We start from the raw sequence: 15,621 nt of genomic DNA, 5'->3' as shown, positions 1-15,621 counted from the left end.
GTGTATTTCCATGTATAGCACGTTAGAAGAATTATCGAGCCATCCGGTGTTTCATTATTTTGCAGCGATTTCCAAAATCCCGAGAGGATCGGCGAATGAAAAAGCGATCAGTGACTATCTGGTTCGCTTCGCTAAGGATAGGAACCTGGAGGTGATCCAGGATGAGGCGCTGAATGTGGTGATCAAAAAGCCTGCCACAATTGGATATGAGAGTGCACCTACAGTCATTATCCAGGGGCATATGGATATGGTTTGCGAAAAGAACAAGGGAACGCTTCATGATTTTGAGAAAGATCCGCTTCAATTAAGGATTGTGGGAGATATGTTATATGCAACGGATACAACATTGGGGGCGGATAATGGAATTGCCGTTGCTTATGCATTGGCATTATTGGATGCCAATGATATTCCGCATCCCGCTCTTGAAATAGTCATAACGACTGAAGAAGAAACGACAATGAACGGTGCACTTGCCGTGGATCCTGCTCACTTCAAGGGGAAAATGATGATCAATATCGATTCTGAGGAAGATGGGAAGCTGCTGGTTAGCTCTGCTGGAGGAATACGCGTGCGACAGGTCCTGCCAATCGGATGGGAATCGGCATCCATTGTTGATGCTGTATCTTATAACATCAGGATTAAAGGGTTGAAGGGCGGACACTCCGGTATGTCCATACATAAGGAAAGAGGGAACTCCAATAAACTTTTGGGAAGAGTATTACATGAATTGACGACAGAATTTCCTTGCTGCATTCAGCAAATGAACGGGGGCCTGAAGGGGAATGCAATCCCTCGTGAAGCGGAAGCGACTGTATTGATTTCTGTAGAAGATGTTCAAAAGATACAGGAGAGACTCCAGAAATGGGAGGATACTTTTAAAAATGAACTGCAATCTTCCGACCCTGAGATATCGATTAAGTTTGAAAAAATCGAAACGATGTCTTCAAACGTTTTTTCCAAAGAGACGGTGACTAAAGCCATTACCTCATTACTGATAATCCCGCATGGTGTTCAAGGAATGAGCATGGGAATAGAAGGGTTAGTCGAAAGTTCGACGAATCTAGGGGTCGTTACAACAAATGAAGCGGAAATGATATTCGAAAGTGAAATCAGGAGTTCGGTCAAAAGCATCAAATATAATATGGTCATACAGGCAAAGGCCATTGCCGGCATGCTTGGGTGCGAACTATTGGTTGACGCGGATTATCCGGAATGGCCCTATAATCCTGATTCGAAACTCAAGAAATTATTTGAAGAGACATACAAAGAAAAATATCATGAAGAAATTGAAATCATCGCTGTGCATGCAGGGATCGAATGTGGGGTATTCATAGATAAGATACCAGGTTTGGATACAGTCTCGATCGGACCGGATATGTTTGCCGTACATACACCTGAAGAACACTTAAGCATCCCTTCGACCATAAACAACTGGGAATATTTTGTTTATACATTAAAGCGGATGAAGGACCTATAAACAATGTTTGGGGCAACGGCAAAATGATATTCAATAGATTTGGAGACATCCTATAATTGATTGGATGTCTCTTTTTTGAGTGTAGTAAATCTAACCGTTGATTTCCACTCCAGGCGCTAGCTTTCCGCGAGCGGGCGGGAGCCTCCTCGGCGCGCCTGCGGGGTTCCCATGCTACGCTATTCCTGCAGGAGTCTCGTACCTTACGTTCCAATCAACTTTGTTTTATTTAGATAGAACCCTATTGTCCACAAACTAGATAATATTTGTTTGCCGACAGTCTTTTTTTGAGGGTTTGTAAAATGGGAACGTTGATTTCCACTCCAGGCGCTAGCTTTCCGCGAGCGGGCGGGAGCCTCCTCGGCGCGCCTGCGGGGTTCCCATGCTACGCTATTCCTGCAGGAGTCTCGTACCTTACGTTCCAATCAACTTTGTTTTATTTAGATAGAACCCTATTGTCCACAAACTAGATAATATTTGTTTGCCGACAGTCTTTTTTTTGTGGGTTTGTAAAATGGGAACGTTGATTTCCACTTCAGGCACTCGCTTTGATGCGGCTTGGCAGACAGTCGGTGGAAAGGGAGCTGATTTCTGAAATCAGCTGGAATGTTAATAAAAAACTGCAGGCTGCTATTCGGAACCAAGTTTTAGACTGTTTATCCTTTAAGTTTTTCACCTGTAATCCTTCTTGGATGGAAGAAATATGCGACACTCCTGCCGAAAAACTGGCTAGCCGAGACCCCGCAGGCGCTCGTGCCGAGGAGGCTTGGCAGACAGTCGGCGGAAAGGGAGTGGATTTCTGGAATCAGCTGGAATGTTAATAAAAAACTGCAGGCTGATCTATTCGGAACCAAGTTTTAGACTGTTTATCCTTTAAGTTTTTCACCTGTAATCTTTCTTGGATGGAAGAAATATGAGACACTCCTGCCGAAAAACTGGCTAGCCGAGACCCCGCAGGCGCTCGTGCCGAGGAGGCTTGGCAGACAGTCGGCGGAAAGGGAGCGGATTTCTGGAATCAGCTGGAATGTTTTCTAGAAAAAACTGCAGACCAATTCGGATTTCTCTGCAGTCTGAAAGAAACAGAGGATTCTTTACAATTGTTATAAAATAAACTATTGTAAAGAAAACCTAGCATTCAGTGTAAATTATTGTTCTAAATCATTATGTATAGAGGAAGGTATATGGAAATATGGTTGTAAAGTATAGAATGGTCGTAGAACAAATGGAGAAGGAAATATTAGATGGAAAATATACATTAAATACTAAGTTGCCAACTGAAGAAGAGTTGATGAAGAAGTTCGATGTGAGCAGGAACACCATTAGAAAAGCAATCAACATATTGGTTGAGCAGGGGTATATCTATCAAGTTCAAGGCAGCGGCATATTCCTTAGGGAATTTACCAGACCGGGCTGCATTTCGATGAGGGATATGGGTGGCTTAACCAAAGTTTTTCCTAATGATGAAATGAAAAGTAAAGTGTTGAAGTTAGAATTAATAGAAGCCGATGAAAAATTGGCCAAACGAATGAAATGCCAGGTAAAAACCAAAATCTATAACCTGAAAAGGGTTAGATATTTAAATGGTCAACCCATTGTAATAGAAGAGTCCTTTTTCAATAAAGACATCATTCCCATCATAAATAAAGAAATTGCAAATGGTTCCATTTATGAATATATCGTCGAGGATTTGAAGTTGAATATCGGTTTTGCGGATAAAATCATTTCGTGTGAAAAACTTAACGACGATGATGCCAGGCTTTTGGACTTGCAGCCAGGGGATCCGACATTAATAGTTGAAAGTACGGTCTTTTTAAAAGCGGGAGCCGTTTTTGATTTATCAATCGAGAAATATAATTACACTTCAGCCAAATTATTAACATTGACTTAAAAAGTGCAGGAAATTCTTGAATAAGATTATACGGTGTGAATGGGAGATATCGATTCACACCGTGTTTTCTTAAATTCATTTCTCTTTTTCCCCAACAATCCCATAAAACAAAATCTTCATAATATCCTCAGTCAAAGGCAGGATGCTTTGATAAACCTCTTCCCGTTGGATATATTCATTCATTGCCTTTATATAAAATAAAATCGCTTCATTAGATAAGTTCGGATCAACATATCCTTGTTCCTTCCCCTGGTTAAACAGATCGATAAAGCGGGGCAGGGCCTTTTCTGTATATATTTTTTCCATATAATTGATTCCGGAAGTATATTCCTTCATTAAATATTGATAAAAATCTTCATGAATTTGTTTGGCTGTTTCATTCTTCGTGAACATGAGCTGTTTTATTTTTTCAGGGAAGGCGATGTTGCTGGCCAGTATTTGTTCAAATTCATCCAAGGCCTTATCTGTATAATAAACAAAAACCTCATGAATTAGATTATGTTTGCTTTCGAAGTAATTATATATCGTTACTTGAGATACATTTGCTTTTTTTGCTATTTCCCCAATCGAAATCTTTTGGACACCATACTCCATGAATAAAGCTAAGGCAGCCTCTAATATATTCAATTTTTTTTGTTCCCTGCGTCGTTGAAATCCGTCCATTTGTTTCACCTCAACCTAAGTTTAATTAAAAATATGTAATAGAACAATAAAATTAGTTCATAAACTATTGTCAGGAATTCTTCTTATGTATATTATGAACTAAATCAGTTAAGATATTTCATATTTTTTTCAATGAGGAAGAGGTGGATGAGGAATGTCAGTATTGAAAACAACTAATCTAACGAAAAAGTTTGGAAAGTTCACTGCTTTAAATGGTGTGAACATTGAAGTGAATAAAGGGGAGGTATTTGGGTTCATCGGTCCCAATGGTGCTGGAAAATCAACAACGATCCGTGTGCTGCTCGGGATTTTAAAGGCCACGGATGGGGAAGCGAAGATTTTTGGCAGGGATGCATGGAAAGATGCGGTTGAAATTCACAAGCGAATCGCGTATGTACCGGGAGATGTGAACCTATGGCCCAACTTAACAGGCGGGGAAGTTATTGATCTATTTGTTGAATTGCGCGGGACGAACAATAAAAGCAGACGCGAAGAACTAATAAAAAAATTCGATCTGGATCCCTCCAAGAAATGTGGAACATATTCAAAGGGTAACAGGCAAAAGGTTGCTTTGATTGCTGCTTTCTCATCTGATGCCGACCTTTATATATTGGATGAACCAACATCAGGTCTAGATCCATTGATGGAAAGGGTTTTCCAGGAATGTGTGATGGACGCGAAAAATGAAGGAAAAAGTATATTGCTTTCCAGCCACATTCTTTCTGAAGTGGAAAGGTTATGCGATAGAGTGGGCATCATTCGGCAAGGGCAAATCATTGAAACGGGAACATTGGATGAGTTACGTCATTTAACGAGAACAAGCTTGCTTGTCGAAACGAAGCAGCCTATCCCTGCTTTAGGGAATGTAAACGGTGTTCGGGATATCGTGATGAAAGACCAGGCACTTTCATTTCAAGTGGATACAGGTGAATTGGATAATGTCATGAAGTATATAAGCCAGTTTGGCATTGTGAAATTGGAAAGCGCGCCGCCTACATTGGAAGATTTATTCATGAGCCATTATGAAGGTGTAAGGAATACTTGTGATTCTGGTGCGGGAGGTGCGTTATAATGGCGAACCAGTCCTATCATAATACTGGAAGACTCTCCCGATTCATCGTACGGCAGGATCGGATTCGGATACCTGTTTGGATCATTTCCTTATCCGTGCTTTCCTTTATGGTTGCGATGGCATTCACCGATCTGTACCCGACTGGGCTAGAAAGGCAAACCATTGCAGAAACGATGAAGAACCCTGCAATGACAGCGATGGTGGGGAAAGGTTATGGCCTGGATGACTATACAAACGGAGCGATGATGGCGCATCAAATGTTACTGTTAACCGCTATGGCCGTGGGAATAATGAGTATTTTACTCGTTACACGCCATACACGCGCAGATGAAGAGGACGGCCGTATCGAAATGATCCGTTCTTTGCCGGCTGGACGATTGGCTAATTTATATGCAACCATTTCCGTATCGTTTGGAACGAATGCATTGATTGCGTTAATAATGGGTTTCGGATTGTATGCTCTGGGGATAGAAAGCATGGATTTGGAAGGTTCCCTTATGTATGGAGCTGCTTTAGGGGCAACCGGTATTTTCTTCTCGGCAATAACGGCATTATTTGCCCAGCTTACCGAGAGTGCTCGAGGTACGATCGGTTACTCCATCACTATATTGCTTCTCTCCTATCTTATTCGGGCGATAGGGGATGTCAGCAATGAAACACTTTCCTTGTTTTCACCATTGGGTTGGGTGTTAAGTTCAGAAGTATATGTGAATAATTATTGGTGGCCAATCATCCTTACGATCGGTGCGGCAATCATTTTGGTTGCCTTATCCCTATATTTGAATGCCATCCGTGATTTGGAAGCTGGATTCATTCCGGCTAGGCCCGGCCGGAAATATGCTTCATCGTTTTTAAAAAGTCCGCTGGGGCTCGCGCTAAGGCTGCAGCGTACAGGATTGATCGCCTGGGCAGCCGGGATGTTCATTTTGGGTGCATCTTACGGTTCCGTTTTAGGTGATTTGGAATCCTTTTTTACAAAAAATGAAATGATGGCCGAACTATTGACGCCAGTGAAAGGCTATTCGCTGACAGAACAATTCTTGACAATGTTGATGTCAGTCATCGCCATGATATGCACCATCCCGCCTCTAATGGCGATGTTAAAGCTTAAAGGGGAAGAAAAAAAGAACCATACTGAACATTTATTGAGCCGTGCTGTATCCCGTACAAGGCTTATGGGCAGCTATCTTATCATCTCCGTCATTGGCGGTTTTCTAATGCTTGCGCTTGCTGACATCGGCCTTTGGGTCGTCGGGAATTCAGTGATGGATGAAGGGGTTGCTTTCGGCACTATATTCAGTGCAGCGATGGTCTACCTGCCTGCGATGTGGATCATGATTGGTATTGCCGTGCTGTTTATTGGATATGCACCAAAATTATCCGGCTTGACTTGGCTTTACTTGACCTACTCAATCTTAGTCGTTTATTTAGGCGGAATGCTTCAATTCCCGGAATGGATGGGAAAACTAACGCCATTTGGCCATATTCCGAAGCTTCCTGTTGAAGATATGGACTTCATGAAAGTATCCATGCTTACAATCATAGCTATCTTATTATTGGCTGCAGGCTTTTTCGGATATAACAAACGGGATATCCGCGGTTGATGGTTCGACTATGATTCTATTATTATTGCCAAATTGTCTTCTGACTAAAGCCTGATTCCTTTGTTTCAAAGGGAAATCAGGCTTTTATTGGTTATCAGTCATGGGGAATCAATAATAGTACACCTAGTGCAATGATGATGAAGAATAAATAACTTTCGAATTTCTTCGCGGGAATTCGCTTATTCATGAAGATTCCGAGACCTGTCGCAAGTAATATGGCTGGAATGGAATAAGCGTAAAGAATAAGTGAATCGGCTGTCCAAAGTCCGCCTAGCGCATGACCTGTCACGACCAGGATTCCGGATATCAGGAAATGGGCTTGCAATGTTCCGCGGAATCGCTCTGGGTCCCATCTTCGCAAAGTTCCATAGACGACGACCGGCACCCCGTTAAGGTTATAGGCGCTGCCAAGGGCACCAGAGGCAAAACCGAACGGCCATACCCAGCCCTTCGAGTTAAGTAATGGTTTATCCACAGTCTGAAAAAGTTTTTGCTTTAGAAGAGAATATCCTCCATATGCAATCAAAAAAACACCGAGTGCAGAAGTGATGATCAAAGAAGGTGCGTAATGGAGCAAAGCCAGGCCGGCTGGTATGCCAATGACCGTTGAAGCTGCCAGTCTGATTAATGCGGAGCGTTCGATATGCCGCCATCCGCTAACGACGGTTAGTGAAGCGACGGTAAGACCAGCCAATCCAATCAGGGAAACCGAAGTATTAAGCGGAATGTGAAGTAAGGCAAGCAGAGGCATGCTGACAATCGCTTCACCGAACCCGAACATCGTCCGCATCAAGGCGCCGATAAAGACTGCCGCCACCACCAATATGATGCTGCTGATCGTCATTCTTTCACCTCCTAAAAGCACAATAAATCTTCTATAATTATATCATATCAAAATTTCATTTGGTCGAGGTAACTATGATTTAAAACAGGTGATTCAAGGCCTTTATTACTCTTTGTAATGCGTTTAGCTCACCTTTTGAGAGGTACGAGGATTAATTTCCGTCGCTTAGGAGTCTGAAATGAGGTAAAATGTGGGTGTGCACCTTGTGGTGTTGTGTGGTGATAAAGATAGAAAAACATTCTCTTTAATTGAATTTGATGTGAAGGTTGTTTTGCAGATTAATAAAGATAACCAAGGGTGGTTTGTGGAAAATATGTTACGGGCAATACTTTTTAGGGAGGCTTTTTCCATACAAGCAGATTTAAAGAAAGAGTCATAGCCTTTCATTGGATTTCTCACCAGGAAAGGCTATGAATGCGTTCACCTTTTATCAAGCTTAGCAGAAAGGTAATTTCCGGCGAATTGGACGGATTGAACAATGATGATGAGAAGGAATACGGTTGTTATCATGATGTCAGTCTGAAAACGGTAGTATCCATAACGAATGGCCAAGTCGCCAATTCCCCCGCCGCCCACGACCCCGGCAATAGCCGAGTAGGATATGAAAGAAACGGCAGTAACAGTTAGTCCTAACAGGAGACCGGAACGCGCTTCTAATAATAATACTTTGAAAATGATCTGGAAGGGGGATCCACCCATAGCAACAGCTGCCTCAATTGTTCCCTTTGGCACCTCACGTAAAGATTGTTCAACAAGCCGAGCTAAAAAAGGAATTGCAGCTATCGATAATGGGATGGAGGCGGCCAGCGGTCCTACAGAAGTTCCCAATATCGTTCTTGTAAATGGAATAAGAGCAATGAGTAAAATGATGAATGGGAAGGAACGGACCGTGTTGATCATTGCGTTTAAAACGTTATTTAAGATAGTCTGTTCGAGTAATTGCTCCTTTGAAGTTAAAAATGTAATGAAACCAAGTGGGAGGCCCAATAAGATAGCTGCCAATATCGCTATTCCCACCATTAAAAATGTTTGGCCTGCACCTAAATAAATTTCAGGAAGTAAGGAAATGATATTATCAAACACTTACCTTCACCTCTTCAGATTCATGTTTTAATAGAATTTTACCGATTTTCGTTGTAGGTATGGTTCTATTATCCGCTAAGTTCAATTCCTCCATGATTCTCCCCTTTTCCATGACCGCCACCCTATTTGCTAACCTTCGAATTACATCCATTTCATGAGTCACGATCAGGATGGTCACACCATAGGTTTCGTTTATTTTTTTTAGATAGGCCAGGATGGATTGAGTGGTTTGCGGATCAAGTGAAGAGGTGGGCTCATCACATAGCAATACATTAGGTCTTGTGCTTATGGCACGGGCGATAGCGACTCTTTGCTTTTGTCCGCCAGAGAGCTGCGCGGGATAATGATTGGCTTTATCAGATAAATCAACGATTTGCAGGGATTCAGCTATAATTTTGGCTCGCTCATGTTTTGGTACATTGGCAAGTTCCAATGCGAGGCTAACATTTCCTTGTACCGTTCGATTTGCCAAGAGGTTGAAATGTTGAAATATCATCCCGATTTTGTTGCGTGCTTCTCGAAGCCGTTTGCCAGATAAATCACTAAGGATAGAATCATTTATTGCTATCGTACCTTCCGTAGGCTTTTCTAATAGGTTACCCATGCGCAGTAAAGTCGATTTACCTGCACCGCTAAAACCGATGATCCCATATATTTCATTCTCCTTAATATCCAGATTTACATTGGAAACGGCAGTGAATAATTCGTTTTTTACAGTAAATGTTTTACCTGCATTTTTAAATGTTATCATTCTCGAACCTCCCAATCTTAAAGCGTTTATATCCATTCATTTAAAATAATCAGGTCGGTGAAATCCTTCAAATTCTGTATTGCTTTCAATCGCTTTTTGAAATTCAGGGGAGTGGTAGGCGTTAATGATTTCCTTCACGAATCGTTTGTTCTTATCTTCGGTTCTTACTGCCACAAAATTTTGATATTCAAATGGGGGATCCTCTAAATAAAGGGCAGAAGATAGTTTCCGGTCGGATACCAAGATGGTATACCCATTGGCTACCGCATAATCTACATCAGGTAAGATTCGGGGAACTTGAGCCTGTTCCACCTCAACAAATGAAAAGTTCACTTTTTGATCGATGATATCTTTTTTGGAGACAGTCAAGGGATCGTATCCTTTTTTTAATTGAAGCCACCCTATTTGTTCAAGCATTCTTAATGCTCTTGCCACGTTAGCTGGATCATTCGGGATTGCCACCTTTTGCCCATCCTTCAATTCATCCTTGCTGTCATGCTTATCGGAATATAAGCCCATAGGTGCTGTGGGGACTTTAATGGTTTCGGTAAGCTCCAGTTTATTTTCATTGATGAAATTCTTGAAAAAAGCAGTATGCTGAAATACATTTACATCGATGGAGCCTTCGGCCAAAGCAAAGTTTGGTTGGTTTGGGTCACTGATTTCCACGTATTTAACGGCATATCCTTTATTTTTCAAATAAGGTTCTATGCCTTTTTTCACTTGGTCACTATAAGGACCTGGAGTGAAGCCGAAAATAATTTCTTTCTTAGCTTCACCCTCACTCGCTGCTTTTTCACTGCCGTTGCTGTTGCAAGCTGAAAGCAACATGACGAATAATAGAGACATGATGATGAACAGAAATGAATTTCTCATGGAATTCCTCTTTTCTTTTTTTGTATAGGGTTCATTCTTTTTTTAGGAATAAAAAAAGCATGAACAAGTTTTGTTCATGCCGCCGGTTATCCGGTAGGCTTGCATAGTATAGTTTTCCAATTGGAATAATTAAACTATAACAAGAGTATGGATAATTTATCAAGTGTTAATTTTTATGGATATTTATGGGTGGGAACCAAAAAACACACTTGACCAATTGAATTTATCGGATTATGATAGTGAACATAAAAAAATAGCTTATCGGACAACCGAGAGCCCTTGTTAGGAGTCAGTTTCATACTCCTTCAAGGGCTTTTGTGTTTTCCAGGGAGGAGTTGGGAACTTAATGAATAAGAGAAGCCGGCTTGCCGAAAGTTTGAAAGATGGAAGAAATGTTTGGCTTGATGGAAAGAAAATAGACGATCTATATGCCCATCAGGCTTTCACAGGCACTTTGAAAACTTTAACAAATTTGTTGGAAATGCTGGATTCACCTGAAGAACAAAAGATTGTCGGGTATGAAAGTCCAAAAACAAAGGAATATGTTCATAAATCTTTTCTCATTCCTAAAGATTTGGAAGAACTGATTTCAAGAAGAAAGGCTTTTGAGTTATGGTCGCGGAAAACCTACGGAGTGATGAGCCGATTATCCGACTATGCGAATTCGATGGTCACAGCATATTTCATTGATAGGGATTTCTTTAACCAGTATGATTCAGGATTTTCCGAAAAAATCACTGCATACTATGAACAGGCTAGGGATGAACGGCGTATTGTGATCCAGGCCATTCTTGATCCTCAGATCGATCGGTCCAAGCCAAGTGATGAACAGGAAGATGCTTTATTGAAAGTCATAAGGGAAACGGAAGAAGGAATCGTTGTTAGAGGGGCTAAAATGATAGCTACCGCTTCCCCGTATGCACATGATGTCATCATCATGCCGCATCAAAAGCTGACTCCTGATAAAACGGAGCATGCCAATATGTGCATTATCCCTTTGAATCTTCCTGGCCTGCAAATTGTCTGTCGTGAATCATTCGCTTCAAAAGACCAAAAGAAACATCCATTAAGTGCACAATTTGATGAAATGGACGCTGTTTTAATTTTTGATGATGTGTTGATTCCGTGGGAACGCGTAATGATTAGGGGATCCGTAGAAGGAGTGTTTGAAGCTCAGCGGCACCAGCAATTAAACTGTCTCGCCCATCATCAGACGGTCGTTCGCTTGCTTACGAAGCTTCAATTCGTAACGGGGGTGGCTACGGCTATCGCTCAATCGATTGGTGTTGATCAGTTCTTACAAGTGAAGGAAAAGCTTGGTGAACTATATACCCAAATCGATAGTATAGAAGCGTTGCTTATTGCTTCAGAGGTTCAAGGTTCACATAACGAAAAGGGCGTTTATCTGCCTGCTCTCGTACCTTTGCAAACGGCACGAAATCTTGGAACCCGCCATTATCCAAGAGCGATTGAGATTTTAAAACAAATCGGGGCGGGCGGTTTTATCCAGCTCCCTTCAACAACGATAGAGGACAGCAACGATCTCATTCCATTATTAGAAAAGTATTTTAGAGGAGCGAATGTTGATGCCGTCACTAAAACTTCTTTATTTCAAATAGGATGGGAACTGATTGGAAGCACACTGGGATCGAGGCATGATCTGTATGAAAGGCTGTATACCGGCGATCCCATTCGAACCTTCGCTTTGCAGTATGAAACCTATGATAAAGAGCCATTAAAACGAAAACTCCACCATTTTTTGGAGGGGGTAAATGGAAAGGGGAATCGTGATGATCGAAAACAATCGCTATCTTCAACGACTTAATGATGGCAGAAATATTTGGCTAGATGGGGATATTGTCAAAAACTTAGACGAACACCCTGCATTTAAGGGAACGGTCCATACGATACAATCATTGTTGGATTTACAAACAAAAGCAGACAGTAAATCCTTGCTGACATACCAAACGGAGGAAGGACTTGATGCGAACCTATCATTTCTCGTTCCCAGGACACATAAGGATCTGGAAAAAAAACGTTTGGCGTACCAGCATTGGGCCGATCAGACTTTTGGAGTCATGAGCCGTCTATCTGAATATTCCCGTTCCATATTTACTGGTTGGTTTGCAAACCGTTCAGAGTATGAAGATGTACATCCAGGTTTTTCTGAAAAAATAGAAAGCTATTACTATCAATCCCGTAATCTTGATTTATTGTCAACAGTAGCAGGGCATGATCCACAAAAGGATCGTTCAAAAACAGCAGGGGAAAAGAAACCGGGGATTTTACATATCAGCCGTAAAGATAGTGAAGGGATCTATGTTCGCGGTGCGAAAATGATTGCGACAGCAGCTCCATATGTTGATGAAATTTTAATCTTTTCCTATCACAAGAAAGGAGAAAATGAACGTGAATTCGCCAATGTTTTCTTTGTGCCTGTCAATGCCAAAGGCTTGCATATTGTTTGCAGGGAGTCATTTGCCGATAAACGGGAGGAGGATCACCCGTTAAGTGCACGTTTTGACGAAATGGATGCAGTCCTGATTTTTGATGATGTATTCATCCCTTGGGAGCGAGTGCTGGTTCATGAGGATCCGGAATTTGCATGGAAGCTTCGTTGTGATGCCCCTTCATCACTGCTTAGCCAGCATCAAACAGTAGTGAGACTGGTCAGCAAACTGGAAAGTGTCGTAGCAATCGGGAACGAATTAGCGGAAACGGCTGGGGCAACACAATTTCTGCATGTGAAAGAGAAGCTTGCAGAATTGATCATACAGCTAGAAACCATTAAAGCATTACTGCTCGCTTCAGAATATAAAGCAAAAATGTATAACGGCATCCTGCTTCCTAATCAAGATTTCTTAGCGACAGCAAGGAATCTGGGAACTCGATTCTACCCAAGAGCGTTGGAAATCCTCCAGCAGATTGGGGCAGGGGGGCTATTGCAGGTCCCATCCAGCATAAAAGAATTGGAAGGTCCCATAGGTCCTTTGTTAAAAGAATATTACCAGGGTACAGAGACATCTGCAGAAGATAGGACACGATTAATTAAATTAACGTGGGATCTATTGGGGAGCCCGCTTGCATCAAGACATGAATTATATGAGAGATTTTATTCCGGCGATCCTGTCAGAACGTATGCAGCCCAGTACAATAATTATAAAAATAAGCAAGAACTCGTTGATTATGCTTATGAGGTTTTAAAATAAGGGGGTCCTATAATGTCTGTGCATTTTTACTGGTATGTACCTACAAATGGTGATGGTGAATACTTAGGCCTAAACGAGCCGCAGAGGAAGCCTACTTTGGATTATATAATAAGCGTTGCGAAAGCAGCTGAAAAGGCAGGTTTTGAAGGGATATTAATTCCTACGGGCATACCTTATCTAGACTCATGGATAGTGGGTTCGGCCATCATTCATCATACGAGAATAATTAAGCCGTTAATCGCTTTTCGCCCAGGATTCATCGCTCCGACGGTTGCGGCTAAAATGGCCGCGACCCTTGATCAATTCTCGGAAGGGAGAATGCTTGTCAATGTAGTGACTGGAGGTTCGGCAAAAGAATTGGGGCAGGATGGTGACTTCGTTGAGCATAATGAGCGATATGCCAGAACAGGTGAATTCCTTGAAGTCATACAAAAATCATGGACGGAAGAGAAGGTTAATCATATAGGAGAATATTTTACGATCAGTGATGGAGTATTGAATCCAAGCATTCACCAAAGTCCAAATATTCCGATTTATTTTGGAGGTTCATCTGATGCAGCAAAGGAAATTGCAGCGAAATCTGCCGATGTTTATTTGCAATGGGGAGAACCAGCCCAGCAAATTGAACAACAAATCAATGATGTCAAACAAAGGGCGAAGAAGTATGGAAGGCAATTGGAATATGGTGTCAGGATTCATGTGGTCGTTCGGGATGAGGAAAGTGAAGCATGGGAGGCAGCCGCAAAAATAATAAGTAAGGCTGACAGGGAAACTCTGAGTAATATGAATCATTACTATGAAACGACGGATTCAGTGGCCCAAAAACGGATGAATGAATTAACAAGGAACAATGAGCGTTTTGGAAGATATGGTTGGTCGGGAATCGGGAAAATCAGGAAAGGAGCAGGTACAGCCATTGTAGGCACCCCTGAACAAGTAAGGGAAGGCCTGCAAGAATATATCGATATTGGCGTCAAGCATTTTATCCTATCCGGTTTTCCTCATTTAGAGGAGGCAGAAAGATTTGGGCAAGCAGTACGGCCATTATTTGGAGAAAAGGTTTTATGAGCAGGAAGTTACTGAAAACTAAGGAGGGAAGGATATGAAATTTTCAATCTGGGGGGCTAATTTATCAGGTGGTTTCTTGCGGGCAAACGTAGAACAAAATACGGATGGAAGTATGGAATATAATCGTAAACTCGCAAAAATGGCAGACCAGCTACAAGTGGATTCCATCCTTTATGCCATTCGCTATGTTGGCAGTATTGGAGGTAGCTCGACGGATAGAGGTCAACTTGATCCCTTATCAGTAATTACCGCTTTGGCAGGGGATACCGAAAACGTTCATTTTATTGCTGCGGTTTTACCGGGCTTCATTCACCCTGCAACCCTCGCAAAAGTAAGTTCAAGCATCGACATTATATCAAACGGGAGATTCCACATAAATTTGGTCAGCGGTTGGTTTAAAGAAGAGCAAGAAATGTTTGGGATAGAATGGATTAAGCATGAAGAGCGGTATAAACGTTCAAGGGAATACCTAGAGGTTTTAAAAGGATTGTGGACGACTGATAATTTTTCTTTTCAAGGGGATTATTATCAAATAAAGAATGCAATATTGGCACCGAAACCGATTCAAAAACCATATCCAGCAATCTATCAAGGCGGTAATTCCCAAGATTCCCAAGAGATGGCCGGGGAATTATCCGATTATTACTTTATGAATGGAGCTTCCATAGAAGAGTTGAAAGAACAAATGAATTATGTAAATGCTGTAGCACAAAATCATGGTCGTGAAGTGAAATTTGCTGTTAATGCTTTTGTCATTGCCAGAAAAACGGATGAGGAGGCAAGAAGCGAATATCGGTATATTATCGAACATGCAGATGATACTGCGATAGCACAGTTCAAAAACCGTAAAGATACGAAAGGAATGTGGAAAAATGCATCCTCTATTAGTGATTTTGTTGCTAATAATGAAGGATTCAGGACAGGGTTGATTGGCAGTTACGAATCAGTTGTAAATAAAATTCAGGAACTTCAAGCAATTGGAATTGATAAGATCCTATTAACTTTTCGAAATGCACTTGAGGAATTACCGGATTTTTATAACAACGTTAACAATCGTTTGGAATCAGAGTTCATAAAGAAATAAATATG

General features: G+C 41.5%; 15 protein-coding genes. 10 read left to right on the top strand and 5 right to left on the bottom strand.

Annotated elements, in window-relative coordinates; all coding sequences use genetic code 11:
• The first annotated feature begins 10 nt into the window (after window positions 1-10).
• From J7I96_RS19550 to J7I96_RS19540, 3 genes are all read left to right on the top strand, one after another.
• A complete protein-coding gene (locus J7I96_RS19550; protein ID WP_214925164.1) occupies window positions 11-1,477 on the top strand; it encodes an aminoacyl-histidine dipeptidase in 1,467 nt (488 codons plus the stop codon).
• 548 nt (window positions 1,478-2,025) lie between these two features.
• Window positions 2,026-2,295, top strand: a complete 270-nt coding sequence (locus J7I96_RS19545) for a hypothetical protein (RefSeq protein WP_214770342.1) — start codon at window positions 2,026-2,028, stop codon at window positions 2,293-2,295.
• Window positions 2,296-2,663: 368 nt separating this feature from the next.
• Window positions 2,664-3,362, top strand: coding sequence for a GntR family transcriptional regulator (locus J7I96_RS19540; protein WP_214770339.1), 699 nt, complete (start codon window positions 2,664-2,666; stop codon window positions 3,360-3,362).
• Between the two features lie 75 nt (window positions 3,363-3,437).
• Here the strand turns inward: J7I96_RS19540 and J7I96_RS19535 are convergent, their stop codons facing one another.
• Window positions 3,438-4,025: a TetR/AcrR family transcriptional regulator gene (locus tag J7I96_RS19535; protein ID WP_095395155.1), complete on the bottom strand. Its 588-nt coding sequence runs from the start codon at window positions 4,023-4,025 to the stop codon at window positions 3,438-3,440.
• Window positions 4,026-4,179: 154 nt separating this feature from the next.
• Between J7I96_RS19535 and J7I96_RS19530 the strand changes: the two genes are divergently transcribed.
• Together J7I96_RS19530 and J7I96_RS19525 are read left to right on the top strand one after the other, a co-directional pair.
• The gene (locus J7I96_RS19530) at window positions 4,180-5,097 is read left to right on the top strand and encodes an ABC transporter ATP-binding protein (RefSeq protein ID WP_214770336.1); all 918 of its coding nucleotides are present in this window, start codon (window positions 4,180-4,182) and stop codon (window positions 5,095-5,097) included.
• Window positions 5,097-6,701, top strand: coding sequence for an ABC transporter permease (locus J7I96_RS19525; protein WP_214770333.1), 1,605 nt, complete (start codon window positions 5,097-5,099; stop codon window positions 6,699-6,701). The genes J7I96_RS19530 and J7I96_RS19525 overlap by 1 nt, the downstream gene beginning before the upstream one ends.
• A 94-nt stretch (window positions 6,702-6,795) precedes the next feature.
• Here J7I96_RS19525 and J7I96_RS19520 read toward each other — a convergent pair whose 3' ends face one another.
• Window positions 6,796-7,545 (bottom strand): sulfite exporter TauE/SafE family protein, encoded by a 750-nt coding sequence (locus tag J7I96_RS19520; RefSeq protein ID WP_214770331.1) that lies wholly within the window; start codon window positions 7,543-7,545, stop codon window positions 6,796-6,798.
• Between the two features lie 190 nt (window positions 7,546-7,735).
• Here J7I96_RS19520 and J7I96_RS19515 point away from each other — a divergent pair, with 190 nt between their 5' ends.
• Complete coding sequence (locus tag J7I96_RS19515) at window positions 7,736-7,924, top strand: hypothetical protein (protein ID WP_214770329.1); 189 nt, start codon at window positions 7,736-7,738, stop codon at window positions 7,922-7,924.
• 41 nt (window positions 7,925-7,965) lie between these two features.
• Here the strand turns inward: J7I96_RS19515 and J7I96_RS19510 are convergent, their stop codons facing one another.
• From J7I96_RS19510 to J7I96_RS19500, 3 genes are read right to left on the bottom strand one after another with little or no spacing between them, the layout of a single operon-like run.
• Window positions 7,966-8,628 (bottom strand): methionine ABC transporter permease, encoded by a 663-nt coding sequence (locus J7I96_RS19510; RefSeq protein ID WP_214770326.1) that lies wholly within the window; start codon window positions 8,626-8,628, stop codon window positions 7,966-7,968.
• On the bottom strand, window positions 8,621-9,379 hold the full coding sequence (locus tag J7I96_RS19505; protein WP_214770323.1) for a methionine ABC transporter ATP-binding protein: 759 nt from the start codon (window positions 9,377-9,379) through the stop codon (window positions 8,621-8,623). Before J7I96_RS19505 ends, J7I96_RS19510 begins: the two co-directional genes overlap by 8 nt.
• A 36-nt stretch (window positions 9,380-9,415) precedes the next feature.
• On the bottom strand, window positions 9,416-10,255 hold the full coding sequence (locus J7I96_RS19500; RefSeq protein WP_214925158.1) for a MetQ/NlpA family ABC transporter substrate-binding protein: 840 nt from the start codon (window positions 10,253-10,255) through the stop codon (window positions 9,416-9,418).
• 346 nt (window positions 10,256-10,601) lie between these two features.
• On the opposite strand from J7I96_RS19500, the gene J7I96_RS19495 reads away from it, so the two are divergent.
• Genes J7I96_RS19495 through J7I96_RS19480 form a run of 4 tightly spaced genes read left to right on the top strand, consistent with a single transcriptional unit; the run spans window position 10,602 to window position 15,616 of the window.
• The gene (locus J7I96_RS19495; protein WP_214770318.1) at window positions 10,602-12,080 is read left to right on the top strand and encodes a 4-hydroxyphenylacetate 3-hydroxylase family protein; all 1,479 of its coding nucleotides are present in this window, start codon (window positions 10,602-10,604) and stop codon (window positions 12,078-12,080) included.
• Complete coding sequence (locus J7I96_RS19490) at window positions 12,028-13,464, top strand: 4-hydroxyphenylacetate 3-hydroxylase family protein (RefSeq protein WP_251025172.1); 1,437 nt, start codon at window positions 12,028-12,030, stop codon at window positions 13,462-13,464. The genes J7I96_RS19495 and J7I96_RS19490 overlap by 53 nt, the downstream gene beginning before the upstream one ends.
• A 12-nt stretch (window positions 13,465-13,476) precedes the next feature.
• Window positions 13,477-14,532, top strand: a complete 1,056-nt coding sequence (locus J7I96_RS19485) for an LLM class flavin-dependent oxidoreductase (protein ID WP_214770315.1) — start codon at window positions 13,477-13,479, stop codon at window positions 14,530-14,532.
• Window positions 14,533-14,566: 34 nt separating this feature from the next.
• Window positions 14,567-15,616, top strand: coding sequence for an LLM class flavin-dependent oxidoreductase (locus J7I96_RS19480; RefSeq protein WP_214770312.1), 1,050 nt, complete (start codon window positions 14,567-14,569; stop codon window positions 15,614-15,616).
• Window positions 15,617-15,621: the final 5 nt, after the last annotated feature.

The sequence above is a fragment of the Bacillus sp. ISL-78 genome (assembly GCF_018613455.1).
Taxonomy (GTDB): Bacteria; Bacillota; Bacilli; order Bacillales; family DSM-1321; genus Peribacillus; species Peribacillus frigoritolerans.
Note: the sequence above shows the minus strand (reverse complement) of the source record. Positions and strands in the feature narration are given on the sequence as shown.